This is a genomic window from Pseudomonas sp. AL 58, assembly GCF_036348395.1.
In the GTDB taxonomy this organism is placed as follows: Bacteria; Pseudomonadota; Gammaproteobacteria; order Pseudomonadales; family Pseudomonadaceae; genus Aquipseudomonas; species Aquipseudomonas defluvii.
The window spans coordinates 117,179-143,230 of the sequence record NZ_JAZBQR010000012.1; the positions used below are offsets into that span (position 1 = coordinate 117,179).

At 61.4% G+C, this 26,052-nt stretch carries 26 protein-coding genes and 1 tRNA gene; 18 read left to right on the top strand and 9 right to left on the bottom strand.

What is annotated here, in order from left to right:
* Window positions 1-193: 193 nt before the first annotated feature.
* Window positions 194-1,810 (top strand): L-aspartate oxidase, encoded by a 1,617-nt coding sequence (gene nadB / locus UIA24_RS14890; RefSeq protein ID WP_099775636.1) that lies wholly within the window; start codon window positions 194-196, stop codon window positions 1,808-1,810.
* Here the strand turns inward: nadB and UIA24_RS14895 are convergent.
* Both UIA24_RS14895 and UIA24_RS14900 read right to left on the bottom strand, forming a co-directional pair.
* Window positions 1,779-2,231 carry a protein YgfX gene (locus UIA24_RS14895; RefSeq protein WP_330523175.1) on the bottom strand — a complete coding sequence of 151 codons (453 nt, stop codon included), beginning with the start codon at window positions 2,229-2,231 and terminating at the stop codon, window positions 1,779-1,781. The two genes, nadB and UIA24_RS14895, sit on opposite strands and share 32 nt — an antisense overlap.
* On the bottom strand, window positions 2,215-2,469 hold the full coding sequence (locus UIA24_RS14900) for an FAD assembly factor SdhE (RefSeq protein ID WP_065761106.1): 255 nt from the start codon (window positions 2,467-2,469) through the stop codon (window positions 2,215-2,217). Before UIA24_RS14900 ends, UIA24_RS14895 begins: the two co-directional genes overlap by 17 nt.
* 134 nt (window positions 2,470-2,603) lie before the next feature.
* Between UIA24_RS14900 and ygfZ the strand changes: the two genes are divergently transcribed.
* Window positions 2,604-3,545 carry a CAF17-like 4Fe-4S cluster assembly/insertion protein YgfZ gene (ygfZ, locus tag UIA24_RS14905; RefSeq protein ID WP_065761107.1) on the top strand — a complete coding sequence of 314 codons (942 nt, stop codon included), beginning with the start codon at window positions 2,604-2,606 and terminating at the stop codon, window positions 3,543-3,545.
* A gap of 61 nt (window positions 3,546-3,606) precedes the next feature.
* Window positions 3,607-4,416, top strand: a complete 810-nt coding sequence (locus tag UIA24_RS14910; protein WP_330523176.1) for an HDOD domain-containing protein — start codon at window positions 3,607-3,609, stop codon at window positions 4,414-4,416.
* On the opposite strand, the gene UIA24_RS14915 is transcribed toward UIA24_RS14910, so the two are convergent.
* Window positions 4,413-5,792, bottom strand: a complete 1,380-nt coding sequence (locus UIA24_RS14915) for a sensor histidine kinase (protein ID WP_099775639.1) — start codon at window positions 5,790-5,792, stop codon at window positions 4,413-4,415. The genes UIA24_RS14910 and UIA24_RS14915 overlap by 4 nt on opposite strands.
* On the bottom strand, window positions 5,785-6,456 hold the full coding sequence (locus UIA24_RS14920; protein ID WP_102052650.1) for a response regulator: 672 nt from the start codon (window positions 6,454-6,456) through the stop codon (window positions 5,785-5,787). The genes UIA24_RS14915 and UIA24_RS14920 overlap by 8 nt, the downstream gene beginning before the upstream one ends.
* A 201-nt stretch (window positions 6,457-6,657) precedes the next feature.
* Between UIA24_RS14920 and UIA24_RS14925 the strand changes: the two genes are divergently transcribed.
* From UIA24_RS14925 to UIA24_RS14945, 5 genes are all read left to right on the top strand, one after another.
* Window positions 6,658-7,947: an OprD family porin gene (locus UIA24_RS14925; RefSeq protein WP_065761111.1), complete on the top strand. Its 1,290-nt coding sequence runs from the start codon at window positions 6,658-6,660 to the stop codon at window positions 7,945-7,947.
* 33 nt (window positions 7,948-7,980) lie between these two features.
* Complete coding sequence (locus tag UIA24_RS14930) at window positions 7,981-8,961, top strand: Bug family tripartite tricarboxylate transporter substrate binding protein (protein WP_065761112.1); 981 nt, start codon at window positions 7,981-7,983, stop codon at window positions 8,959-8,961.
* A 96-nt stretch (window positions 8,962-9,057) separates the two neighbouring features.
* The gene (locus tag UIA24_RS14935; protein ID WP_065761113.1) at window positions 9,058-9,516 is read left to right on the top strand and encodes a tripartite tricarboxylate transporter TctB family protein; all 459 of its coding nucleotides are present in this window, start codon (window positions 9,058-9,060) and stop codon (window positions 9,514-9,516) included.
* Between the two features lies 1 nt (window position 9,517).
* Window positions 9,518-11,032 carry a tripartite tricarboxylate transporter permease gene (locus UIA24_RS14940; protein ID WP_065761114.1) on the top strand — a complete coding sequence of 505 codons (1,515 nt, stop codon included), beginning with the start codon at window positions 9,518-9,520 and terminating at the stop codon, window positions 11,030-11,032.
* On the top strand, window positions 11,025-12,056 hold the full coding sequence (locus UIA24_RS14945) for an AbrB family transcriptional regulator (RefSeq protein WP_330523177.1): 1,032 nt from the start codon (window positions 11,025-11,027) through the stop codon (window positions 12,054-12,056). Before UIA24_RS14940 ends, UIA24_RS14945 begins: the two co-directional genes overlap by 8 nt.
* A gap of 61 nt (window positions 12,057-12,117) precedes the next feature.
* Here the strand turns inward: UIA24_RS14945 and ung are convergent, their stop codons facing one another.
* Window positions 12,118-12,810, bottom strand: coding sequence for a uracil-DNA glycosylase (gene ung / locus UIA24_RS14950; protein ID WP_065761116.1), 693 nt, complete (start codon window positions 12,808-12,810; stop codon window positions 12,118-12,120).
* A 129-nt stretch (window positions 12,811-12,939) separates the two neighbouring features.
* Between ung and UIA24_RS14955 the strand changes: the two genes are divergently transcribed.
* Complete coding sequence (locus UIA24_RS14955) at window positions 12,940-14,058, top strand: enoyl-CoA hydratase/isomerase family protein (RefSeq protein WP_330523178.1); 1,119 nt, start codon at window positions 12,940-12,942, stop codon at window positions 14,056-14,058.
* 55 nt (window positions 14,059-14,113) lie between these two features.
* Here the strand turns inward: UIA24_RS14955 and UIA24_RS14960 are convergent, their stop codons facing one another.
* Window positions 14,114-14,581, bottom strand: coding sequence for a hypothetical protein (locus tag UIA24_RS14960; protein WP_102052646.1), 468 nt, complete (start codon window positions 14,579-14,581; stop codon window positions 14,114-14,116).
* 211 nt (window positions 14,582-14,792) lie between these two features.
* Here UIA24_RS14960 and UIA24_RS14965 point away from each other — a divergent pair, with 211 nt between their 5' ends.
* The 7 genes from UIA24_RS14965 (at window position 14,793) to UIA24_RS14995 (ending at window position 21,200) form a co-directional block, all read left to right on the top strand.
* The gene (locus UIA24_RS14965; protein WP_330523179.1) at window positions 14,793-16,268 is read left to right on the top strand and encodes a sensor domain-containing diguanylate cyclase; all 1,476 of its coding nucleotides are present in this window, start codon (window positions 14,793-14,795) and stop codon (window positions 16,266-16,268) included.
* Window positions 16,265-16,486: a cysteine-rich CWC family protein gene (locus UIA24_RS14970; RefSeq protein WP_065761120.1), complete on the top strand. Its 222-nt coding sequence runs from the start codon at window positions 16,265-16,267 to the stop codon at window positions 16,484-16,486. The genes UIA24_RS14965 and UIA24_RS14970 overlap by 4 nt, the downstream gene beginning before the upstream one ends.
* A 32-nt stretch (window positions 16,487-16,518) precedes the next feature.
* Window positions 16,519-17,211, top strand: coding sequence for a pseudouridine synthase (locus UIA24_RS14975; RefSeq protein WP_330523180.1), 693 nt, complete (start codon window positions 16,519-16,521; stop codon window positions 17,209-17,211).
* Between the two features lie 321 nt (window positions 17,212-17,532).
* Window positions 17,533-18,417, top strand: a complete 885-nt coding sequence (locus UIA24_RS14980) for an alpha/beta fold hydrolase (protein ID WP_330523181.1) — start codon at window positions 17,533-17,535, stop codon at window positions 18,415-18,417.
* A gap of 150 nt (window positions 18,418-18,567) precedes the next feature.
* Window positions 18,568-18,641 (top strand) — tRNA-Gly (locus tag UIA24_RS14985).
* A 244-nt stretch (window positions 18,642-18,885) separates the two neighbouring features.
* The gene (locus tag UIA24_RS14990; protein ID WP_330523182.1) at window positions 18,886-20,586 is read left to right on the top strand and encodes a SulP family inorganic anion transporter; all 1,701 of its coding nucleotides are present in this window, start codon (window positions 18,886-18,888) and stop codon (window positions 20,584-20,586) included.
* A 308-nt stretch (window positions 20,587-20,894) separates the two neighbouring features.
* Window positions 20,895-21,200 (top strand): DUF3077 domain-containing protein, encoded by a 306-nt coding sequence (locus UIA24_RS14995; RefSeq protein ID WP_065758674.1) that lies wholly within the window; start codon window positions 20,895-20,897, stop codon window positions 21,198-21,200.
* Window positions 21,201-21,296: 96 nt separating this feature from the next.
* Here the strand turns inward: UIA24_RS14995 and UIA24_RS15000 are convergent, their stop codons facing one another.
* On the bottom strand, window positions 21,297-21,929 hold the full coding sequence (locus UIA24_RS15000) for a LysE family translocator (RefSeq protein WP_099775654.1): 633 nt from the start codon (window positions 21,927-21,929) through the stop codon (window positions 21,297-21,299).
* A gap of 155 nt (window positions 21,930-22,084) precedes the next feature.
* On the opposite strand from UIA24_RS15000, the gene UIA24_RS15005 reads away from it, so the two are divergent.
* Together UIA24_RS15005 and UIA24_RS15010 are read left to right on the top strand one after the other, a co-directional pair.
* Window positions 22,085-23,107, top strand: coding sequence for a DUF4917 family protein (locus tag UIA24_RS15005; protein ID WP_330523183.1), 1,023 nt, complete (start codon window positions 22,085-22,087; stop codon window positions 23,105-23,107).
* A gap of 105 nt (window positions 23,108-23,212) precedes the next feature.
* Window positions 23,213-24,106, top strand: coding sequence for a DMT family transporter (locus UIA24_RS15010; protein ID WP_330523184.1), 894 nt, complete (start codon window positions 23,213-23,215; stop codon window positions 24,104-24,106).
* Here UIA24_RS15010 and UIA24_RS15015 read toward each other — a convergent pair.
* Window positions 24,103-25,320: a class I SAM-dependent methyltransferase gene (locus UIA24_RS15015; protein WP_099775657.1), complete on the bottom strand. Its 1,218-nt coding sequence runs from the start codon at window positions 25,318-25,320 to the stop codon at window positions 24,103-24,105. The two genes, UIA24_RS15010 and UIA24_RS15015, sit on opposite strands and share 4 nt — an antisense overlap.
* A 108-nt stretch (window positions 25,321-25,428) precedes the next feature.
* On the bottom strand, window positions 25,429-26,046 hold the full coding sequence (locus tag UIA24_RS15020) for a TPM domain-containing protein (protein WP_330523185.1): 618 nt from the start codon (window positions 26,044-26,046) through the stop codon (window positions 25,429-25,431).
* Between the last annotated feature and the right edge of the window lie 6 nt (window positions 26,047-26,052).

A 26,052-nucleotide genomic window follows, 5' to 3' on the forward strand; every position in this document is an offset into this window, starting at 1 on the left:
GACAGGGATACCTCATACGCAAAATCGGCAGATAGCATGGAAATACCGGGTATTGGGCTGTTATAAAGACTACCCATTTCGATTCACGATAGTTTCACAATGCCATAAAAGCCTGACTATTGTGCCGATCCCCCCCTTTATATACTAGGGGGCACCTACGCCCTCTTGGTCGCCCCGCGCGGAAGTTCCAGACATGAGCCAACAGTTTCAACATGACGTCCTAGTGATTGGCAGCGGCGCTGCCGGCCTGAGCCTGGCCCTCACCTTGCCAGAGCACTTGCGCATTGCCGTTCTCAGTAAAGGCGAGCTCGCCAACGGTTCAACGTTCTGGGCTCAAGGCGGCGTAGCAGCCGTACTCGACGACACCGATACCGTGCAGTCTCATGTCGAGGACACGCTCAACGCAGGCGGCGGGCTGTGTCATGAAGATGCCGTGCGCTTCACGGTCGAACACAGCCGCGAAGCCATCCAGTGGTTGATCGACCAGGGCGTACCGTTTACGCGCGATGAACATGCCAGCGTCGACGACGGCAGTTTTGAGTTCCATTTGACCCGTGAGGGTGGCCACAGTCATCGACGCATCATTCATGCTGCCGACGCCACTGGCGCGGCGATCTTTACCACCCTGCTCGCCCAGGCTCGACAGCGCCCCAACATCGAACTGCTTGAGCAGCGGGTTGCGGTCGACCTGATCACCGAGCGGCGCCTGGGCCAGGAGGGTGAGCGCTGCCTGGGTGCCTACGTTCTGAACCGCTCGACAGGCGAAGTCGACACCTACGGCGCACGCTTCACCGTACTGGCTACCGGAGGGGCCGCCAAGGTCTACCTCTACACCAGCAACCCCGACGGGGCCTGCGGCGACGGTATCGCCATGGCCTGGCGGGCAGGCTGCCGGGTCGCCAACCTGGAGTTCAACCAGTTTCACCCGACCTGCCTGTATCACCCGCAGGCCAAGAGCTTCCTGATTACCGAAGCACTGCGCGGCGAAGGCGCACTGCTCAAACTGCCGAACGGCGAGCGTTTCATGCCACGCTTCGATCCGCGCGCCGAACTGGCGCCACGGGACATCGTCGCCCGCGCCATCGACCACGAGATGAAGCGCCTCGGGGCAGACTGTGTCTACCTGGACATCAGCCACAAGCCCGCCGAGTTCGTCAAAAGCCACTTCCCGACCGTTTACGAACGCTGCCTGACCTTTGGCATCGACATCACCACCCAGGCAATCCCGGTAGTGCCGGCCGCTCATTACACCTGCGGCGGCGTAGTGGTCGACGAACAGGGCCATACTGATGTGCCCGGCCTCTATGCCATTGGCGAGACCAGCTTCACCGGCCTGCACGGTGCCAACCGCATGGCCAGTAACTCGCTGCTTGAGTGCTTCGTGTATGGGCGCTCCGCTGCTGCCGACATCATCAGCAAGCTGGACCAGGTAAGCATGCCCGCAACATTGCCATGCTGGGATGCCAGCCAGGTCACCGACTCGGACGAAGACGTGATCATTGCGCACAACTGGGACGAACTGCGGCGATTCATGTGGGACTATGTCGGCATCGTGCGCACCAACAAGCGCTTGCAGCGTGCCGAACACCGGGTACGCCTGCTGCTCGACGAAATCGACGAGTTCTACAGCAACTACAAGGTCAGCCGCGACCTGATCGAGCTGCGCAACCTGGCCCAGGTCGCGGAACTGATGATACGTTCAGCCATGCAGCGCAAGGAAAGCCGCGGGCTGCATTACACGCTGGACTACCCGCAGATGCTGAAAGAAGCACGCGACACTATTCTGCTGCCGCCCACCTACGCCGACTGAACTTCAACCGCACGCGCAGGCGCCGGTGCTGCACCGGCTCCAGCGCGTCGAAGGGAATGCACAGGCTTTCCGTCCACCGTCGCCCAGCGCGCCTGAAGCGCAGCAATACCAGGCCAGGCAACGCCAGGCTGTCGCGGCACAACTGCACCGACTGCCAGCCCTGCGCAGGGCTCCACAGATGCCAGCCCTGGGCGTCTCTACGCAAACGGCTGAACGCACGGGGATGAGTCAATACGATATGCCGCGGCAACACCCAGGCGCCATGCAACAGGCACAGGGCAGCCCCGAGTAAGCGCACGACAACGGGAAGGTCCAGCAGGGTCAGGGCAAGCAGCGCCGACAGCTGGCCGAACAGGTAGGCCGCCAGCAACCCCCGAGAGGCTTGCCAGCGACATTCGAAGCGGTCACTTGGGCTGGACACGGTCCAGGATCATGCGAACCATGCGCTGCAGTTCAGGGTCTTCGGACTCGGTACGTTCCATGAACCAGCCGAACATGTCCTGATCTTCGCAAGCCAGCAGGTTGCGGTAGCACTCACGGTCCGCTTCGCTCAGGGTCGCATAGACTTCCTGGGTAAAAGGTACCAGCAGCACATCCAGCTCGAGCATGCCACGGCGGCTGTGCCAAAAGAGCCGGTTGAGTTCAGATTGTTCGACCATGGAGCCCTCCTCAAATAGGCCGCCAGTATACAAGGGTAGGCAAGGCCAGGCACAAGGCATTGGTCTAGTTCACCTACCTATTTTTCCGACGGCGCTCTATGATGAGCCCCAGTCTTATCACCCTGCGATGACCCATGGCCGATTCCGCTTTTTTCTGCACCTTGTCTCATGAGGGCGTCCTCGCCGTCCGCGGCTCGGACGCCGGCAAGTTCCTGCAAGGTCAACTGACCTGCAACATCAATTACCTCAATGAACACACCTCCAGCCTGGGTGCCCGCTGCATGCAGAAGGGCCGCATGCAGTCGAGCTTCCGCATCCTGCCGCAGGCTGACGGCTATGTGTTGGCCATGGCCAGCGAGCTGATCGAGCCACAATTGGCGGACCTCAAGAAGTACGCCGTGTTCTCCAAGGCCAAGCTCACCGACGAAAGCGCCGCCTGGGTTCGCTTCGGCCTGAGCCATGCTGAACAGGCGCTGCAAGGGCTTGGCATCACGGCGCCAGCCAAGCCCGACGAATTTGTAGCTCATGATGGGCTGATGGCAATTGCCGTCTCGGAAGGCCGCATTGAACTCTGGTGCCCGGCGGCGAATGCCGACCAGGTACGCAGCCACCTGGCCGCCCACCTGGCAGCAGGCGAGCTGAACGACTGGCTGCTTGGCCAGGTGCGCGCCGGTATTGGCCAGGTCATGGCGCAGACCCGCGAGCTGTTCATCCCGCAGATGATCAACCTGCAAGCGGTAGGCGGTGTCAGCTTCAAGAAAGGCTGCTACACCGGCCAGGAAATCGTCGCGCGCATGCAGTACCTGGGCAAGCTCAAGCGCCGACTGTACCGTCTGGCCCTGATCGACGGCCCACTTCCAGAGCCAGGCAGCGCACTGTTTTCTCCGGTACACGCCTCGTCCGTTGGCGAGGTGGTGCTGGCGGCCCGCAGCGAACACGGCTGCGAACTGCTGGCTGTGCTCCAGGCCGACGCAGCAGAAGACGGCAACCTGCACCTGGGTAGCCTGGAAGGCCCGAGCCTGCAATTGCTGTCGTTACCTTATGAGCTGGATCGCGACCGCGAAATCCAGCGTTGAGCCAGCCCCGCCCTGCCGCACAGTACGTCAGGGCCCTCATTGAATGCGGTAGAGAATCACAATGAACACGCTGGCAAAGATGGTCGAAGCACAATTGCTGACCGCCATCGACAACGACGACCTGGTGCTGCCGACCCTGCCGGAGGTGGCCCTGAGTATTCGCGAAGCGGCCGAAGACAGCGAGATCAGCGTCAGCACCCTGAGCAAAGTGATCCGCCGCGACGCCGCCCTTTCGGCGCGCCTGATCAAGGTGGTCAACAGCCCACTGCTACGCGCAGCCTGCGAAGTCACCGACTTGCAAGCAGCCATCACGCGCCTGGGCATCAACTACAGCTGTAACCTTGCTATCGGCCTGGTGATCGAACAGATCTTCCATGCGCGCTCAGAAGTCGTCGAGCAGAAAATGCGCGAAATCTGGGCAAAAAGCCTGGAGGTTGCAGGCATCAGCTATGAAATCTGCCTACGTTTCACCAACCTCAAGCCTGATCAGGGCGCCCTCGCCGGCCTGGTTCACCAAATCGGCGTGCTGCCCATCCTCACCTACGCCGAAGAACACAACGAACTGCTGTCCGATCCGGTATGCCTGAACCACATCATCGAGCAGATTCATCCCGCGCTGGGCGACAAGATCCTCAGTGTCTGGGAGTTCCCTGAGCAACTGGCAAAACTGCCAAGCCTGACCCAGGACCTCGACCGCCGGACCCAGCAGATCGATTACGTAGATATCGTCCAGATTGCTCGCGCCATCAGCGATACCAGCGGACGCGAGCGTTCCCTCACCTCGTTGCCGGCCTACGCGCACCTGAAGTTGCCGGCCAACACCCCCCTGCTGAGCAGCGACCTGCTCAGCGCTCGGCACATGTTCCGCTAGCCCGGGGTGAAGCTGACGCGCACCCTCAGGCCGCCACCTTCACCATCGTGCAGGCTGATCTGGGCAAGGTGCGCACGGCAAATTTCACCCACGATGGCCAGCCCCAGGCCGGTGCCCTGCGCGCCACGCCGGTAGAACCGCTCGAAGACCCGCTCGCGCTCGGCCGCCGGGATTCCCGGCCCATCATCCTCCACCTCAAGAACACCCGGGGCCATGACCCGCAGGATCACGTTGCCACCGGGCGGGGTATGGGCCAAGGCGTTGTCCAACAGGTTGCTCAGCAACTCACTGAGCAAGGTTGGTTCGCCACGCAACTGCACCGGTTCCGGCGCCTCAAGCGCCAGCGCCACACCACGGGCATGAGCCAATGGCGCCATGGCCATCCCCAACTCACGCGCCAACTGACTGAGGTCGAGTAACTGCGCCCCGCCTTCGGCAATTGCCCGGGCACCATTCTCCACCCGCGCCAGCGACAGCAACTGATTGGCCAGATGGGTCAGTTTGTCAGTGCTTTGCGCGGTTGCCTCGAGAGTGTCACGCCACACCTGCGGCTCCTGTGTGCGCAACCCCAACTCGACCCTCGCTTTCAACGCTGCCAGCGGTGTACGCAGTTCATGGGCCGCCTCGGCAATGAACTGTGCCTGACGCTCAAACTGCCCGCGCAGGCGCTCAGTGAAGTGGTTCAAGGCGCGCACCAGCGGCCCAAGCTCTCGTTGCACCTGCACCTGCGGCAGCGGTCGCAGGTCGTCCGGCTGACGCTCCTCTACCGCTCGGCGCAAACGCCCCAGCGGACGCAGCGCGGCACTCACCGCAAACCACACCAGAAACAACGCACCAATCGCCAGCATCCCTAGCCGCAGCAAGGTGTCGGCCATCAGGCTGCGGGCCATGCGTACCCGCGCCTCTTCGGTTTCGGCAACACGAATTTCGGCCATGCCGTTCATGTTCGGCTCGCTCACCGCCTTGAGCAGGCTGACCACGCGTACGTCCTGCCCCAGGTACTGGGCATCGTAGAAACGCGCCAGCGCCGGGTAGTCGTCAGTGCGCGGCGTACCCGGTGGTGGTGGCGGCAGGTTTTCGTAGCCGGAGATCAAACGCTGATTAATATCGTTGACCTGGTAGTAAATACGTCCGGCGCTGTCATAAGCAAAGGTGTCCAACGCTACATAAGGCACATCAGCGCTCAAGGTACCGTCGCGCTGGGACAGCCCGGCCGCAATGGTTCGCGCCGAGGCCAGCAGTGTACGGTCGTAAGCGGTGTCGGCAGCCTCTCGACCGTTCCAATAGGCGCTCAGGCCGCTGGCCACCATCAACACCACCAGCAGCAGCGCCAGGTTCCACAGCAGCCGCCCGCGAAGGCTTCCTGAGTCACGCATCGCGGTGCTCAAGCAGGTAGCCGAGCCCCCGGAAGGTAACGATCGCCACTGGCTGACCATCGAGTTTCTTGCGCAGGCGATGCACGTAGATTTCGATGGCATCAGCGCTGGCTTCCTCATCCAGACCGAACACCTGCGCCGCCAGCTGCTCCTTGCTCATCACCCGCCCAGGGCGAGCGATCAACGCTTCAAGCACTGCCTGCTCGCGGGAGGTCAGTGTCAGCAACTCATCACCCAAAGTGAAGCGCCGGGTATCAAGGTCATAGACCAGTGGCCCGCAGCGCTGCTGGCGCTCCCCTCCCAACACCGTACGGCGCAACAACGCCTTCACCCGCGCTTCAAGCTCACTCAGTTCAAACGGCTTGGCCAGGTAATCGTCGGCGCCCAGGTTCAGGCCGTGCACCCGATCCTTGACGTCACTTCGCGCAGTCAGCATCAGCACCGGCACGTTCTTGCCGCGTGCGCGCAGGCGCGCCAGTACTTCAAAGCCATCCATGCGCGGCAAGCCGACATCAAGCACGGCCACCGCATACTCCTCACTGGCCAGGGCCAGGTCGGCGGCCACGCCATCGTGCAGCATATCGACGGTCAAGCCGATGCCCTTGAGTGCCTGAGCCACGCTTTCGGCCAGTTGCAGATGGTCTTCGACGAGCAGAACACGCATCGTTTTTTCCCCGGTTACGTCGCGGTCAATGGCGCGGAGTGTACAGCCGAGACAACCACTGTGAAGCCATCGTCGCAATGAAAGTGCATTGAAAGGTTAGTGAAAGCTTCACCTCATAGCATCCCTTCACGGCCCTCTCTGGAAGCCGATAAGCGAACCTCAAGGCTCGCGCTAATAAGAACAATAACGGAGTGATCCACCATGCTGTCGATGCAGCTGCAGGCGTTCGCGCCTACCCGTCATTTGCGTACCCGCCCTACCGCTATTGCCAGCGCACTCGCCCTTGCTGGCGTTGCACCGCTGAGCCAGGCCGCTTTCATCGAAGACAGCAGTGCCAGCTTTGAAACCCGCAACATGTACTTCAACCGTGACTTTCGCGACGGCACCAGCGCCCAGCAATCCAAACGCGACGAATGGGCCCAGGGCTTCATGCTCAACCTGGAGTCAGGTTACACCGAAGGGACCGTTGGCTTCGGCATCGACGCCCTGGGCATGCTGGGCATCAAGCTCGACTCAAGCCCCGACCGTACCGGCACCGGCCTGCTGCCGACCCACGACAATGGCTATGCCGCCGACGAGTACTCCAAGCTGGGCCTGACCGGCAAGGTGAAGATCTCCGCCACCGAACTGAAGCTCGGTACGCTGATCCCCGAGCTGCCGACCCTGCAGCCCAATGACGGGCGCATCCTGCCGCAAACCTTCGAGGGCGGCCTGCTGACCTCCAAGGAAATCAAGAACCTGACCTTTACGGGCGGTCGCCTGGAAAAGGCCAAGGACCGCGACGACACCAACAAGGAAGACATCGCCCTCAACAACAAGAACGGTCGCTTTCTCGGCACCGTCGCCGGCAACCACTTCGACATGGCGGGCCTGGACTACCGGTTCACCGATCGGATCACCGGCAGCTACCACTACGCCCAACTCGACGATGTGTACCGCCAGCACTTCGTCGGCATGCTCGCCAGCCAGCCGATGGGCCCAGGCACCTTCGGCGCCGACCTGCGTATGGCCTTCAGCGATGACCAGGGCCAGGCCCGTGGCGGCAAGATCGACAACACCGCGCTCAATGGCCTGCTCAGCTACGCCCTGAACGGGCACAAACTCAGCGCCGCCTACCAGCATATGTCCGGTGACAGCGCCTTCCCGTATGTCGACGGCTCCGACCCGTACCTGGTGAACTTCGTCCAGATCAACGACTTCGCCGGGGCCGATGAGCGCTCATGGCAGGTGCGCTACGACTACGACTTCGCCAAGCTGGGGATACCTGGCCTGACCTTCATGAGCCGCTACATAAACGGCGACAATGTCAGCCTGGCCAACGGCGGCGAGGGCAAGGAGTGGGAACGCAACAGCGAGTTCAAGTACGTCGTCCAGAGCGGCACGTTCAAGAACGTCGCCGTACGCCTGCGCAACGCGACCTACCGCTCGTCGTTCGCCCGTGACGCCGACGAAGTGCGGCTGCTGGTGAGCTACAACGTGGCGCTGTGGTAAGCCCAATAACAATAATATCCGAGGAGAATGACCATGACCTTTTCCCTGCGCCGTATTGCCCTTGCCACTAGCTGCCTGTTACTGGCCGGCCATGTCCTGGCTGGCGAACCGAAACGCCCCGAATGCATCGCCCCGGCTTCGCCCGGGGGCGGTTTCGACCTGACCTGCAAGCTGGTACAGAGCGCACTGGTCAACGAAAAAATCCTCACCAAACCGATGCGCGTGACCTACATGCCCGGCGGTGTCGGCGCCGTGGCGTACAACGCCGTGGTTGCCCAGCGCCCCGCCGACGCGGGCACCCTGGTTGCCTGGTCGAGCGGCTCGCTGCTGAACCTGGCCCAAGGCAAGTTCGGTCGCTTCGATGAAAACGCCGTACGCTGGCTGGCGGCAGTCGGCACCAGCTATGGCGCCATTGCAGTGAAGAGCGACTCCCCCTACAAGACTCTCGACGATCTGGTCGCGGCACTGAAGAAAGACCCGAGCAAAGTGGTTATTGGCTCGGGCGGTACCGTCGGCAGCCAGGACTGGATGCAGACCGCACTGATCGCCAAGGCTGCGGGGATCAACCCGCGGGACCTGCGTTATGTGGCGCTGGAGGGCGGCGGTGAAATCGCCACGGCACTGCTGGGTGGGCACATTCAAGTGGGCAGTACCGACATTTCCGACTCCATGCCGCACATCCAAAGCGGCAACATGCGCCTGCTGGCGGTGTTTGCCGAGAAACGCCTGGATGAGCCGGAAATGAAAGACATCCCCACCGCCAGGGAACAGGGGTACGACATTGTCTGGCCAGTAGTGCGCGGCTTCTACTTGGGGCCGAAGGTCACAGACGAAGAATATGCCTGGTGGAAAGATGCCTTCGACAAACTGCTGGCCTCTGAAGACTTCGCCACATTGCGTGATCAGCGCGAACTCTTCCCCTTCGCCCTGACGGGCAATGAACTGGACACCTACGTGAAGAAACAGGTGGCGGACTACAAGGCCCTGGCCAAGGAATTCGGCCTGGTTCAATAACCCGCTTATCCAGAAAGCCTATCGCTGGCAAGGCACCTACACCGCCCCGTAGGCGTCAGCCTTGCCGGCGATCCCCTGCCCCAAAGAGGATTCACCATGATCCTGCAACGACTCTTCGCCTTCGTTTTGTTGGCGGCATGCGCCGTCCTGGCCGTCATGGCCTGGCCCTACCAGGCCGCCTTTTCCTACGAACCGGTCGGCCCCCGCGCCTATCCTCTGCTGATGCTTGGCCTGATGAGCGCAGCATTGCTGTACCTGCTGTTTCGCCCCACCCCCATCGTGCACAGCGACGATGAACCGGCGCTGGACCGCGCCACGCTGAACAAAATCGGCGTCTGTGTACTGCTGTTACTGGTCTTCGCAGCCACCTTTGAACCGCTGGGCTTCATCCTCAGCAGCATCCTGATCGGAGTACCGATGGCACGTCTGTACGGCGGTCGCTGGCTGCCCAGCGCCGCCATCATCGGCGTGATGAGCATTGCCCTGTACCTGTTGTTCGACCGGGTGATGGATGTGCCGCTGCCCCTTGGCCTGCTCGACATTCTGGAGAATTGACATGGATACCCTCAGCTATCTGGGCCAAGGCTTCGGCGTCGCCCTGAGCCCCTACAACCTGGTCACCGCCCTGGCCGGTACCCTGATCGGCACCGTGGTCGGCTTGCTACCGGGCCTGGGCCCGATCAACGGCGTCGCCCTGTTGATCCCCATTGCCTTTGCCCTGGGCCTGCCGCCAGAGTCGGCGCTGATCCTGCTGGCAGCGGTGTACCTGGGCTGCGAGTACGGTGGGCGGATCAGTTCGATCCTGCTCAACATCCCGGGCGAAGCCTCCACGGTCATGACCACCCTCGACGGTTACCCGATGGCGCGTCAGGGCTTGGCCGGCGTGGCCTTGTCGCTGTCGGCCTGGAGCTCGTTCATCGGCGCCCTGATCGCCACCTGCGGCATGGTGCTGTTCGCGCCGTTACTGGCCAAATGGGCGATAGCCTTCGGCCCTGCCGAGTACTTCGTGCTCATGGTCTTTGCCATCGTCTGCCTCGGTGGTATGGCCGGGGACAGGCCGTTGAAAACCTTTATCGCCGCCTTGATCGGCCTGTTCCTGTCCAGTGTCGGGATTGATGCCAACAGTGGTGTGTACCGCTTCACCGGCGACAGCGTGCACATGGCCGACGGTATCCAGTTCGTCGTCCTGGTATTGGGCCTGTTCTCCATCAGCGAGATTCTCCTGCTGCTGGAAAAAACCCACCACGGCCACGAAGCCGTAAAAGCCACCGGACGCATGCTGTTCAACCTCAAGGAAGCGGCATCAGTGTTCGTGGTGAACATTCGCTGCGGCTTGCTCGGTTTCATCATGGGCGTGCTGCCGGGTGCAGGCGCAACGCTGGCCAGCGCCGTGGCCTACATGACCGAAAAACGTATCGCGGGCGCCAGCGGCACGTTCGGCAAAGGTGACAAACGCGGCCTGGCTGCGCCAGAAACGGCGATTGGCGCATCCTGCTGCGGCGCTCTGGTACCGATGCTGACCCTCGGCGTGCCGGGCTCGGGCACTACCGCCGTGATGATCGGCGCCCTGACCCTGTACAACATCACCCCGGGGCCACTGCTGTTCGAACAACAACCCGATATCGTCTGGGGCCTGATCGCGTCGCTGTTCGTCGCCAACATCATGTTGGTGATTCTGAACATCCCGATGATTCGCCTGTTCACCCGTATTCTCGCCGTGCCGAACTGGGCGCTGGTGCCGGTGATCGCGATCATTACCGCCATTGGTGTCTATGCCGTCCACGCCACCACCTTCGACCTGTTCCTGATGATCGGCATCGGCATCTTCGGCTACATCCTGCGCAAGCTCGACTTCCCGCTGTCGCCAATCCTGCTCGGTTTCATCCTTGGTGGCTTGATGGAGCAGAACCTGCGCAGGGCCCTGTCGATTTCCAACGGTGCGCTGGACATCCTCTGGGCCAGCCCGATCAGCCTGTCGGTATGGGTACTGACTGCGTTCATGCTGGTACTGCCACTGCTGCGTATCTGGCGTAAACGCAGCGTGCAGCGACGTGCCCTGGCCGATGCCTGATTCAGCACCACAAGGCTGGTGGGCAACCGCACTGGTCGGCCTGGCAGGCGGCTTTCTCGCCAGCCAGGTCGGCTGGCCATTGCCCTGGATGGTCGGCTCGCTGCTCGCCGTCATCCTGGTGCGCTGCCTGACACCCTGGCAACTGAAGGAAATCCCCGGCGGCCGTAAAGGCGGACAATGGACAATCGGTGTCGGCATCGGCCTGCACTTCACCCCAGCGGTGGTCGAGCAGGTGGCGAGCCACTTTGGCCTGATCTTCTTCGGTGCATTGCTTACCAGCTTGTCCAGCGTGGTCGGGGTCTGGCTGTTGCGTCGAACCGGTGAAGATAGAGCCACGGCATTCTTCTCAAGCATGCCGGGTGGCTCAGGGGAGATGGTCAACCTGGGGGCGCGTAATGGCGCGTTCCTAAGCCACGTCGCAGCGGCGCAAAGCCTGCGGGTGCTGGTGGTCGTGCTGTGCGTACCTGCCGCCTTCAAGTTCCTGCTCGGCGACGGTGCACCGCTGCTGCATGCCGGCAACGTCGATTGGCGCTGGCTGGTCGTGGTGATCCCGTTGGGCGGGCTAACGGCCTGGGCATGGCAACGGCTGCGCCAGCCCAACCCCTGGTTGTTCGGCCCATTGCTGGTCGCCGCCAGTGTCAGCATTGGCTGGAACCTGCAGATCGGCTTGCCAGACGGCGCCAGCCAGATCGGCCAATGGCTGATTGGCAGCGGCCTGGGCTGTCACTTCAACCGGGCGTTCTTCCGCCGCGCGCCGTCCTTTCTTGGGCGGACACTGATTGCCACCTCGTTGAGCATGCTGATCGCGGGGCTCGCCGCCTGGGCCTTGAGCCTCGCTACCCACCTCGATCTGCGCTCACTGACCCTGGGCATGATGCCGGGCGGCATCGCGGAAATGAGCCTGACCGCCGAAACCCTGCAACTGTCAGTGCCACTGGTGACGGCGTTGCAGGTCATGCGCCTGCTGTTTGTATTGTTTCTGGCCGAGCCCTTGTTTCACCACTGGACCCGGCACAGCGAATAACCTGCCGCTTGCGCAAGCCGAAGAACCAAGCGGTTTGCGCAGCCCACAGAAGGTGCTTCATTTACGCAGGCGGCAGGCGCCAATCGATAGGCGCCAGGCCACGCTGCTCGAGGAAGCGATTGGTCTGGCTGAAATGGCCACACCCGAGAAAACCACGGTAAGCCGACAACGGCGATGGATGCACCGACGTCAGGACCAGGTGCTTGGTGGCATCAATCAATTTGCGTTTGCTTTGCGCATGCGCGCCCCACAGCAGGAAAACCAGGTTTGGCTGCTGCTCACTCACCACTTCGATAATCCGGTCGGTGAAGTGCTGCCAGCCCTTGTTGGCATGGGACGCCGCATTGCCTCGCTCGACAGTCATGGTGGTATTGAGCAGCAACACGCCTTGTTCAGCCCAGTGCTGCAGGCAGCCATGGTTGGCAATGTCGATGTTCAGGTCGCGCTGCAGTTCTTTGTAAATGTTCAGCAACGACGGCGGTGTAGGCGTACCTGGTTGCACCGAAAAACACAGACCATGGGCCTGACCGGGGCCGTGGTACGGGTCTTGGCCGAGAATCACCACTTTGACTTTATCCAGCGGCGTGGAATTCAGCGCATTGAAAATCATCGGCCCTGGCGGGTAGATCTCTTTGCCTGCAGCATGTTCCTGGCGCAGAAAGTCTTTCAGCTCCTGCATGTAGGGCTGGTCGAACTCGCTGCGCAAGGCCTGCTTCCAGCTGGGTTCGAGTTTGATACGGTCGTCGTCGGTCATGGTGTCATCCAGAAAACAATGGGGCGGACACTAGGAAACCCGCTCGTGCTTGTCAATCGATCCGACCGACGACCGGCACGATCACCATCAGCGACCATACTTTCGGGATAAACCTGTCGAGGCCTCCCCATGAGCGTGGCGTTTGAAGTATTGACCGGTGTTGACGGTGCTGGCATTGGTATCGCCAGCCTGAACGCACCACAGTCACTCAATGCGTTGTCACTTCCGATGGTCCAGGCGCTGTACACGCACCTGCAGGCCTGGGCTGAAGACCCGCGCATTGCCTGCGTACTGCTGCGTGGTAACGGCGACAAGGCGTTCTGTGCTGGCGGCGAGGTACGCAGCCTGGCCCAGGCCTGCCTTGATCGGCCCGGTGAAGTACCGCCGATGGCCGCTCATTTCTTTGCCGCCGAATATCGCCTGGACTACTGCCTGCACACCTACCCCAAACCGCTATTATGCTGGGGCCACGGCCATGTGTTGGGTGGAGGCATGGGCCTGCTGCAAGCGGCCGGCGTGCGCATCGTCACCCCAAACAGCCGCCTGGCCATGCCAGAAATCAGTATTGGCTTGTACCCGGACGTCGGCGGCAGTTGGTTCCTCTCGCGCCTGCCCGGCAAGTTGGGCCTTTTTCTGGGCCTGACCGGCGCACCGATCAACGCCCACGATGCACTGGACCTAGGCTTGGCCGACCGCTTCATGACCCCGGATCAGCAGGAAAGCCTCATAGAAGGCCTGCTGCAACTGAACTGGCAGGAACAGACGGCCCTGCAACTGAATAGCCTGTTAAAAGCCCTGCAACAGGAAGCCCTGCCTGCTCTGCCAGCCGCGCAGTGGTTGCCCCGCCGCCAGCATCTGGACAACCTGCTTGATGTCGGTGATCCGGTCTGCGCCTGGCGCGCCATCGCCCAGCTACGGCATCAACCCGATAGCCTGCTCGACCGTGCCGCACAGACGATGCTTGAGGGCTGCCCACTCACCGCGCTGCTGGTCTGGCAACAGATTGCTCGTGCACGGCACCTGTCATTGGCTCAAGTATTCCAGATGGAATACACCATCAGCCTGAACTGCTGTCGCCACCCGGAATTCGCCGAAGGGGTGCGCGCACGCCTGATCGACAAAGACCAGAAGCCCCACTGGCATTGGCCAGACATCAGCCATGTACCCGCAGCAGTGGTCGAGGCGCATTTCAACAAGGCATGGGAAGGTCGCCATCCGCTGGCAGACCTAACACAGCCACTCACGTAGGTGCTGTAGCAGGCCAGCCCGCGCAAGGCGATGCCTTCCGGGGTGCTAGCAGGTGTCAGCGGTTCCAGTTGCGATCCGATCTGCCATCGCGGTCGTGTCCACGACCGTAATCCTGGCCACGACCGTGCTCCTGACCGCGACCATAAGCCCGACCACGGTCATGCTCATGACCACGGCCATAATTGCGGTCATAACCACGGCCGCCATCACGGTCCCGGCGAGGCGCATCCCGGTAGCCATGGTTGTCATGACGGTAACGGGCGTCATAACCACGCCCCTGATAACGGTTGTTGTAGTAAGGCTCGGGGGCGGCTCGGTAGTAGCGTGGCGCAGGGGCGTAATAACGCTGCTGAGGCACCACATAGTAGCCTCGCCCATACGAGTAGGAAGGCCGGTCGTAGTCCCGATAGGAGTAACGATCTACGGTGTAAACGTCATTGCGGTAGTAGCCATGGTCTCCATAAGGTACGCACGCAGCCATTAATGAACCCAACACTACAATCAGCAAAAGTCGGCGATACATGGCGGCCTCCTGGACCGCTAAGCTGCCATCCAGCGGCGCTGGTCGGCGCCAATCGATGGTCATCGACCGGCACAACATCAGACACGCAAAAGCGCGCCCGGTGCCGCAGACGAAATAATTTGATACAAGGCTTATAACCTTAAAAATCATCCAGTTATTTTTCTTCAAGACCACTAGAATACAGGCCACTGGTACCAGCAACGGAAATGCCATGCCGTCTCGTTCTGCCTTGTTTTCACAACGCTCGCTGATCCTGGCGTTACTGCTCCTGCTGGGCTGCGGCTTTCTCGCGACGTCTCTGCTCAGCTACTTCGCCTCACGCAGTTCGATCCGTGACAACATCATCAACACCGAGCTGCCACTGACTGCCGACACCCTCTACTCGGAAATTCAGAAAGACCTGGTACGCCCCATCCTCATTTCATCGATGATGGCCAACGACACGTTCCTGCGCGACTGGGTGCTGGCCGGGGAACACGAGCCTGAGCGCATGACCCGCTACCTGAACGAGGTGATGGCTCGCAATCGCGCGTATACCGCCTTCTTCGTCTCCGACCTCACCCACACCTACTTCCAGGCCCAGGGTGTACTCAAGCAGATCGACCTGCAGGAAGCCCGTGATGCCTGGTACTTCCGCCTTCGCAACCTCGATGCGCCTTACGAAATCAACGTCGACCTGGACATGGCCAACCAGGACAACATGGCCATCTTCATCAACTACAAGGTCCTTGATTACCAGAACAACTTCATCGGTGCCGCCGGTGTCGGGCTAAGCCTCGAATCGGTCATCAAGTGCATCGACGACTACCAAAAACGCTACATGCGCAGTGTCTACTTCGCTGATCGCCAGGGCCGCATCGTACTGACCGGGTCTGATGGCGGCCCACAGGGCATGCGAGCCGGGCAACTCTTGAGCGACATAAAAGGGCTGGGTGACCTGGCTCAGCAGATGCCCATCCCCGTCAGCGGTAGCCGCGAATACCGCAGTGCCGACGGCCACAACCAGTTCCTCAACGTGCGCTTCATCCCGGAACTGAACTGGTACCTGTTCGTCGAAAAACATGAAGACGGCCGGTTGGACAGCATCCTCCAATCGCTGTACATCAACCTGGCGATCTGCGCGATGATCACCCTGGTCGTACTCTCGCTGCTCAATGCCATGATCAAACGCCACCAAGAGCGCATCCAGGCCCTGGCCACCCTCGACAGCCTGACCGGCTTACCGAACCGCCGGGCCTTCGACCTGCTTGCCGCACAAGCCTTGCTCGAAGCCCAGCGCGAGCCCAAGCCACTGGTGGCGCTGCTACTCGACCTGGACCACTTCAAAGCCCTCAACGACACCTACGGCCACCTGGGTGGCGACGAAGTGTTACGCCAGTTTGCCCGCGTACTGGAGAGCTGCCTGCGCGTCTCCGACATCATCTGCCGTTGGGGCGGCGAAGAGTTCGTCGTGCTACTCCAGGGCAGCGAGCATCAACAGGCACTCGGCGTTGCAGAAAAGATCCGCCAGAAAACCGAGCAACTGGCGTTCAGTTATGCCGACGCCGACATCAAGCTGACCGTCAGCATCGGCTTGAGCAGCCTGCGCCCGGACGATACGCTACACACCCTGATCGGTCGCGCCGACCACGCGCTTTACCGTGCCAAGCAAAGCGGGCGCAACCGCGTCTGCACGGATCACGCATGAACGAGCCCAACCTCTGCCCGGCCTGCGGTGCCAGCAACCACTGCAGCCTCGCCAACCCTCGCAGCGCTACGCACGATTGCTGGTGCTACGGCGTCAGCATCGACCCGCAGGTGCTTGAAGCACTGCCGGCCGAGCTGCGTGACAAAGCCTGCCTGTGCCCGCGCTGCGCCCAGGTAGAAGCCCAACTGCAGGCAGCCAAGGACGCCGCAAAGCGCTAAACTGCGCACCCGATACTGGCCCCTCTCGCCCCATGCGCCTCGACCGTTTTCTCAGCAACCTGCCCTGCTACAACCGCCAGCAAGTTCGCCTGCTGCTGGCAGAACGCCGCGTACGCGTCGATGGCACGCAGGTCGGCGACCCACGGCATGAGGTGCGCGAGTTCAGCCGAATCGAAGTCGATGATCAGCTTGTGCAAGCCGGCAGAGCACTGCGCTATTTCATGCTGCACAAACCAGCGGGGTGCGTCAGCGCCACGGTCGACCCACAGCACCGCACCGTCCTTGACCTGCTCGACGAGCCGGACAAACACGACCTGCACATCGCCGGCCGCCTGGACTACAACACCACCGGCCTGCTGCTGATCACCAACGACGGACAATGGTCCAGGCGCCTGACCCAGCCACAGACCAAACTCCCCAAGGTCTACTACGTCGAAACCGAGCACGTCATCGACGAGCACTACATCGAAAAGTTTCGGGAAGGCTTCTACTTCGCCTTTGAAGACCTCACCACGCAACCGGCAGACCTGACGATACTCAGCCCACACAGCGCTCGCCTGAGCATCGTCGAAGGCCGCTATCACCAGGTCAAACGGATGTTCGGCTTCTTTGACAACAAGGTAATACGCCTGCACCGCGAACACATGGGCCCCCTGCAACTGGACCCGTCGCTGCTGCCCGGCGAGTACCGCGCCTTGCGCCCAGACGAAATCAGCGCGTTCTGACGTCACGACCGCCTGGCAGAAAAATATCGCCAATTACACCAACGGCACTTGCGGGTTCCGCACATGGCTGCTTGAATCCAAACGTCGGTCTGCATGTGACTCGCCAGTCACAACCGTAGTCAAAGACACCTTTTTGCCGGCTACCAGCACCTCGAAGTGATGGGGTCCGGCAGATTGCCCGCCTAGAACAATACCCGTCGACCAGCCTGTAGCGGATCGACAAGGGCCCTCAGTTTCACTTCAAGGCGTATGCCTACCTGTCATAAAGAACGTGCAATCTTGCTTGCGCGATTACCCTTTCTTGCGCCAGGAGTCGACGACATGAGGCCAGAAATTGCTGTGCTGGATATACAAGGTCAGTACCGGGTTTACACGGAGTTCTATCGCGCAGACGCCGCCGAAAAGACGATCATCCTGATCAATGGATCGCTGGCAACCACTGCCTCGTTCGCCCAGACGGTGCGTAACCTGCACCCACAATTCAACGTTGTGCTGTACGATCAACCCTATTCGGGCAAGTCCAAACCGCACAACCGCAACGACCATCTGCTGACCAAAGAGATCGAAGGCCAGATCCTTCTGGAACTGATCGACCATTTTGCTGCCGATCACATCATGTCCTTCTCCTGGGGCGGCGCCTGCACCCTGCTCGCCTTGGCCCACAAGCCACGGCGCATCGAAAAGGCGGTGATCAGCTCGTTCTCGCCGGTGATCAACGAACCGATGCGCGACTACCTCGAGCGCGGCTCACACTACCTGAGCAAGTGCGACCGCTACGAAGTCGGCGCCTTGGTCAACGACACCATCGGCAAGCACCTGCCGTCGCTGTTCAAGCGCTTCAACTACCGGCATGTCAGCAGCCTGGACAACCACGAATACAAGCAGATGCACTTCCACATCAACCAGGTGCTCAAGCACGACCTGGACAACGCCCTGCGCTCGGCCCGTGTCATCGACATCCCGGTACTGTTCATGAACGGGGAATGGGACGAATACACCACCACCGAAGACGCCCAGAAGTTCAGCAAACACGTGCGCAACAGCCACTTCAGCCGTATCCAGAGCGCCGGCCACTTCCTCGACATGGAACACAAGGCCGCTTGCCGCGACTCGCGCGATGCACTGCTGAGTTTCCTCACCCCCTCGCCTCGGGAACACCGCGTACGCACGCCGTTTACCCTGGGAGAACATGCCTTTGCCCTCTGAGCATCGGGGTCGCCGGTAACGCAGCAACCTGCATCACACGCCTTCGGGCACCCGCAAGATGCAGACCTTGCGTTACCGGCCGACCGCACAACACGCGTGAAGAAAGGCTTCAATTCCCGCCTCACTTCTGGTACAAAGTCGTCCTGCAGAGCGGGTGTCGTATAATGGCATTACTCCAGCTTCCCAAGCTGATAACGAGGGTTCGATTCCCTTCACCCGCTCCACTTCTTGCTCTCCCTCCTTTCGCATCTCCCCATCTCCATACTGCATCTACCATCAAGCCATTGCCTCTCGCCTGACTCAAAACAACGCCAGTCGCTTTACTGTCGAAATTTCTTGCAACGTTTCTGCAATCGGGTACAAACAGTTCATCTCGCTGCACCCTGACCAGGCGCCCTGCCCGCCGCAGTGTTTCGGCGCTCGGGAATGAACGCGGCGTTGTTCTGAAACAGTCGAAAGGACCCGTTCATGTTTCTCTCCCGCTGGCTTCCGGGCCTGGCCAATTTGCTGCATTACCGCGCCGAGTGGTTTCGCCACGACCTTCAGGCCGGGCTGTCTGTGGCCGCGATTCAGATCCCTATCGCCATTGCCTATGCGCAAATTGTCGGCCTGCCGCCCCATGTGGGCTTGTATGCCTGCATCTTGCCAATGATTGTCTATGCCTTGGTCGGCAGTTCGCGGCAGTTGATGGTCGGGCCGGATGCCGCCACCTGTGCGATGGTTGCCGGGGCAATTGCGCCGCTGGCGATGGGCGATCCGCAGCGGCTGGCGCAATTGTCGGTGATTGTCACGGTACTGGTGGGGCTGATGCTGATCGCCGCCGGGGCGGCACGGGCCGGGTTTATCGCCAGCTTTTTCTCGCGGCCTATTCTGATCGGCTACCTGAACGGGATCGGCCTGAGCCTGCTGGCCGGGCAGTTGGGCAAGGTGCTCGGCTTTCAGATCGAGGGCGATGGTTTCATTCTCAGCCTGATCAACATGCTGCAGCGCCTGAACGAAATCCATTGGCCGACGTTGGCCATTGGGGTTGCCGGGCTGCTTGCACTGATCTGGTTGCCCCGGCACTTCCAACGCTTGCCGGCGGCACTGGTGACCGTGGCCATCGCCACGCTGGCGGTTGGCGTGCTGCGGCTGGACCGCTTCGGCGTTGCCATTCTGGGCGCGGTGCCCGCCGGGATGCCGGAACTGGCCTGGCCGCAAACCAACCTGGCAGAAATGAAAAGCCTGATGCGTGACGCCTTGGGTATCGCGACCGTGAGCTTCTGTAGTGCGATGCTCACCGCCCGCAGTTTCGCTGCGCGCCATGGCTACGCGATCAATGCCAACCACGAGTTTCTTGCACTGGGTGTGTCGAACCTCGCTGCCGGGGTTTCCCAGGGCTTTGCCATCAGCGGTGCCGACTCGCGTACGGCGGTCAACGATATGGTCGGCGGCAAGAGCCAGCTGGTGGGCATTATTGCCGCGCTGGTGATCGCGGCGATCCTGATGTTCTTCACCGCACCACTGGCCTGGATTCCCCAAGCCGCCTTGGGCGCGGTGTTGCTGATGGCCGGCTGGGGGCTGATTGATGTGCAGTCACTGCGCAAGATCCGTGCACTCAGTCGCTTCGAGTTCTGGCTTTGCGTGTTCACCACCGTCGGCGTGCTCGGGGCGGGCGTGCTGCCGGGCATTATCATTGCCGTAACCCTGGCCATCCTGCGCCTGCTGTACAGCATCTACCAGCCAACCGATGCCGTACTCGGCTGGCTACCCGGCGTCGAAGGCCAGGTGGACATTCGTCACCACGAAGATGCCCGCACCGTACCGGGTTTAGTGGTGTACCGCTTCGATGATGCGATTCTGTTCTTCAACGCCGACTACTTCAAAATGCGCCTACTCGATGCCGTACAACGTGAACACCAACCCCGTGCGGTGCTGTTCGACGCTGAAGCGGTGAGCACCATCGACGTCAGCGGTATCGCGGCCTTGCGTGAAGTGCGGGACACCCTCAAAGCACAAGGCATTCTGTTCGGCATTGCCCGTGCCCGCGGCAAGTTCTTGCGCATGCTGGTGCGCTCGGGGATCGCGCGGGAACTGGAGGATCGCTTGCTGTTCGGCTCGGTACGGGCCGGCATTCGCGCCTACCGCGTATGGCGCAACCGGAACAAAGAGCTGTTTGCATCGGAGTAAGCGAAACTTCCTACATAACCTTGGGAAGTGCTGACCTTGTTGCACAACGGCATGCCCACTAGCCTTCGGGGGTCGCTGCATATTCAGCGACCAGATGTGGAAGTCTGGACCCTCTATAGGCGTGTATTCCCTGACAGGTGAATGCTGGCGTACTTTTATGCCTGTATGATTTGTTATGGCGGCTACGCGCAGGGCACCCTTTGGGGTGCGCCGGATTCCTATAGACCGGTCTTCCACCCTGCGTGTGGCTGCCACCCTCATGTGGAAGTGAGTCAGGGCAGCTCCTCTATGTCTATAGGAGCTTTACCATGATGAAGATTGTTCCCGACCCACCACGTTGTGCGCCGTATAAAACAGCCTCGCTGCCTTTTGGCTCCTGCGACGCGGGGCACCCGCCATTGTTTTCCGTTAACGAAGGCATTAGTGCCGAAGACGCGCTGGTGCATGCCTCCTTGCAACTGAAGGCAGGCATTGATGCCGTCAACCAGACCTGCTTCTGCCATGAGCGCACCCCGGAAGGCTTGCGCTGGGCCTCGCTGCACGCGATGGAGGCGGCAAAAGCGTTGATTGACGCCCTGCTCGACGGGTTCGAGGCACAGGCCATGAAGCGCTAATACCTTCACTGACGCCATCGCAGGCAAGCCTGCATCCCACGCGGTTTGATCGGGGCCGGGTGGGAGCAGGTCTTGCCTGCGATTGGGGCCACGCGATCAACCCGCCAGCAACCCCGGCAAGGCATGCACCAGCGCATTGATTGCGAAACCAATGAACATCAACCCGCAGGCACGGGTGATCCACAGTTCATAGCGCACATATAACGTACGGACCTGGCGCGCGCCCACCAGCGCCACCAGAATCGCGTAGGCCAGCAAGCCACCCACAAAGCTGAGCACGATCAACAAGGGCAGCATCGACCAGGTCAGTGCCTCGGCGCGGCTGGATAACAATGCCGTAAAGGTGGCAACGGCCACCGGGTAGGCCTTGGGATTGGTCAGGCCGAACACCACGCCATGCCAGAACGGCTGACGCACCGGCCCCTGCTGCCCGTCTTCAGCAGACGGGCGACTGCGCAAGGCGCGCAGGCCCAGCCAGAACAGGTACACGCCGCTGATTACGCCCAGGCCATCAAACAACAGGCTGCCAACCTGGCGCGCGCCGACGATAGCCACCAACGCAGTGCCACACCAGAGCACATCACCCAGCAGGTGCCCACAAAGAAACCCCGCCCCCGCCTTACGCCCACGTGCCGCGCCAATACCGAGCACCGCCAGGACACCGGGGCCTGGGGTAATGCCATAGATAAAGCCGGAGGCGAGCACAGCAAATACAAGCGAAAACGTCATCGGAACACGGGGCCTGAACAGAGCAAGGCTCGAGAGTCTACGCGGGCTTCCAAAAGCCAGCCAGCCGCACAGCCGATGGCCCGCGATGATGACAAGCAGGACGTGCGTGATACAGTCGCGCCCATTCCTTTGCATTACCTGTCTGTGAGCCCTGCATGCCCTCTGCCAACTTCGACGCCACCCTCGCCGCTTGGCCTGAACTGACCTCCCGCCGTCCTTGCAGCGGGTTGCTGCTGGGCAACGGTGCCAGCCGTACGGTGTGGCGCCCGTTCGCCTATTTCTCATTGTTCGAGCTGGCCCAGCGGGTACGCCACAAACCCTTGGGGCTTACCGATCAGGCCTTGTTCAAGTCCATGGGCACGGAGGTGTTCGAGCCGGTGCTCACGGCGCTGAACACCACAGTACGGGTCAATGCCGCCCTGGCCATCAGTTCGTCGGCGCCGCTGAACCGCTATTACGCAATCAAGGAAGCGCTGATTCATGCCGTGCGCAGCGTGCATATCCCGTGGAAGCTGCTGCCTGCCTCGACCCTGCACACCCTCAACCAGGAGCTGCGCAATTACCGCAGCATCTATTCGAGCAACTACGACCTGCTCACCCATTGGGCGGTGAGCTACGCGCCTGAAGGGTTTCAGGTGCTGTTCGATGAGGAGGGCGTGTTTGACGTACGCCGCAGCCGCGGTGAAGGCCATCGCCTGCTTTACCTGCACGGTGGCTTGCACCTGCTCAAGCAACAAGACGGCAGCACCCGCCAACGCAGTGCCCGCGAAAGCGCCCTGCTCGACGGCTTTGCGGTGAACACCCCCGGCGATGTGCCGCTGTTCATCAATGAAAGCAGCAGCGACGACAAACTGCGCGCTATCCGTACCTCGGACTACCTGAGCTGGTGCCACGGCGAACTGGCCAGCCATGAGGGTGGCCTGTGTATTTTCGGGCACCGCCTGGACAGTTCCGACCGGCATCTGGTGGAGGCCATCAAACAGGCCAGCCCCGGCCACCTCGCGATTGCGGTACACCCACTGAGCGAAGCAGCGATCATCGGCCAGAAGCAGCACTATGCGGCGTTGTTTGCCGAGCGCCCGGACATCGAACTGTGTTTCTTCGATGCCAGCAGCCACCCGTTGGGGCAGGCTGAATTGGCGGTGGCCGTTCCCCCTGCGAGCAAACGTCGCCGCTAAACGCTGTGCAGGGACTGTATCCGTTGTTTTGTATGCAACTGTTACAAGACCGCACCCAACGCCTGTGGCTCAATGGACGGACTTATCTGCCCAAGGCGTTCCCGCATGTCTACCCGCGAAAACACCGGCATGGCCCTCGGCCTGCTCGGCGTGGTCATTTTCAGCCTGACCCTGCCCATGACCCGTATCGTCGTGCAGGAACTGCACCCACTGCTCAATGGGCTGGGCCGGGCGCTGGTCGCAGCCATTCCCGCTGCCGCGCTGTTGCTCTGGCGTCGCGAAAAATGGCCGACCTGGCAGCAAATGAAAGGGCTGAGCCTGGTAGCGCTGGGGGTCATTCTGGGGTTCCCGGTGTTTTCCGCGTGGGCCATGCAAACCGTACCGGCATCCCACGGGGCACTGGTCAACGGCCTGCAACCGCTGTGCGTAGCGGTGTACGCGGCCTGGTTGTCCCACGAGCGCCCGTCAAAAGCCTTCTGGGCCTGCGCCGCGCTGGGCAGCGTTTTGGTGCTGGCCTACGCCATGATCATGGGTGCCGGGCAGATCCAGGCCGGTGACCTGCTGATGCTCGCCGCCATTGCGGTGGGTGGCCTGGGGTATGCCGAAGGTGGGCGACTGGCCCGTGAAATGGGCGGTTGGCAGGTGATCTGCTGGGCGCTGGTACTGGCCAGCCCGTTGCTGCTCGGGCCGGTGGTGTACCTGGCGCTGCAGCACCAGGGCGAGGTCAGCAGCAAAACCTGGTGGGCCTTCGGTTATGTTTCGCTGTTCTCGCAGTTCATCGGTTTCTTTGCCTGGTACGCCGGCCTGGCGCTGGGTGGCATCGCCCGGGTGAGTCAGGTGCAGTTGCTGCAGATCTTCTTCACTATCGCCTTTTCCGCCCTGTTCTTTGGCGAACAGGTCGAGCCGATTACCTGGGTGTTTGCCACCGGGGTGATTCTGACTGTGGTACTGGGCCGGCGCACACGGGTGTATCCGGCCCAGCGCCCAGCCAAGGTTTAGGCCGCGAGCAAACCGTCAGCCCGCAGCAGGGTTTCCAGGCAGTGCTCCTGAACCCCATAGAACGCTTTGAGCTCCTGGATTCTGGCCATCAACACGCTCGCATCGACCGGATCGCGACGCTTGATCGCCAGGATCATCTTGTTCTTGTTGGTGTGTTCAAGGGAAATGAACTCGAACACCTTGGTTTCATAGCCGCAGGCTTCCAGGTACAGCGCGCGCAGGCTGTCGGTCAGCATTTCAGCCTGCTGGCCCAAATGCAGGCCGTATTGCAGCATCGGCTTGAGCAGGCCCGGGGTGTGCATTTGCGGGCGAATCTGTTTGTGGCAGCACGGCGAGCACATGATGATGGCTGCACCACAGCGGATACCGGTGTGGATGGCGTAGTCGGTGGCGATGTCACAGGCATGCAGGGCAATCATCACGTCGATGGCGCTGGGCACAACGGTGCGCACGTCGCCATGTTCGAAATGCAGGCCCGGGTGCTCCAACTGAGCCGCAGCCTTGTTGCACAGCTCGACCATGTCCTGGCGCAGCTCGACGCCGGTGACCTGAGCCTCACGCTGCAGGGTGTTGCGCAGGTAATCATGGATGGCGAAGGTCAGGTAACCCTTGCCCGAGCCGAAATCCGCGACACGCAGTGGCTGCTCTGCGCCCAGGGTCGAGCTGCCGAGGGCATGGGAAAACACCTCGATGAACTTGTTGATCTGTTTCCACTTGCGCGACATGGCCGGAATCAGCGCATGCTGCTTATCGGTGACACCCAGGTCGACCAGGAACGGTCGGCTCAGTTCCAGGTAGCGTTTCTTCTCCCGGTCATGCTCGCCCGCCGGCGCCTGACGTGCCTGCTGTGCTGCGCTGTGGTGCAGCATCGGCTTGCCTTTCTTGCTGAACTCCAACTGGGCTTCATCGCTGAGGCTCTGCAGGTGGGCGTTGCGAAAACTGCCTGGCAGCAGTTCAGTCACCAGTGCCAGGGCTTCGTCGACCGGCAAATTGCGGGTGATGTCACGGGTTTGGTAGCGGTAGACAAACGACAGGCAAGCCTGGCCCTTGACGGTCAGCGGCTTGGCGATCACCCGTTGCAGGGCTTCTTCGGTGCCGACATGGCGCGCCAGCACCAGTTTGATCAGGGCATTCTGCTGCAGGCAGGTGGCGAGCAGGGCCAGAAACTGCGCACGCGCATCCGGCGCGGCCTGGGCGGTAGGGGTATCGGACATCAGGAGTGGGTGCCTCGGAGTGCGGGGACGCGCCAGTCGGCGCCAGTGCCGGGCATTTTACGTGGATGACCGGCGCAGGCACAGCTTTTGTCGATGATTGCCCTGCCCTTACGGCAATATCACCAGGCGATTGGGCAATTCATTTCGGGCCTGCGTCAGTGGCACATGGGCACTCAACAGTTCGCCACACGCCTGAATACAGTCGAGAAAACCCTGCAAGGTCTGGCCTTGCCCGACCTGCCCGGTGAAGCGCTGCACAATGCGGTCCCAGACCTGATTGTCCAAATGCCGGGAAATGCCTTCGTCGACCAGAATTTCCACATAGCGCTCGGCTTCGCTGACAAAGATCAGCATGCCGGTGCTGCCCACCGTACGGTGCAGGTTCTGTTCAAGGAACTGCCGCCGGGCCAGGTTCGAGGCCCGCCAATGGCGCACAGCGCGCGGAATCAAGCGGGTGGTCAGGCGCGGCACACGAAACACCAGACTGAACACAATGAAGGTCAGCCATTGCGCGATCAGCAGCCCATGCCCACCCGGCCAGCCGCTGAGGTAATAGATGATGCCCGGCAGCACCAGTGCCAGCAGGCTGGCCCAGAGCAGCGGGATATAGGTGTAGTCGTCAGCCCGAGCGGCCAACACCGTGACCAGTTCCGCGTCGGTGTTGCGCTCGACCTGGGCAATCGCCTCGGCGACCTGCCGTTGTTCAAATTCACTGAGCAATGCCATGCACTG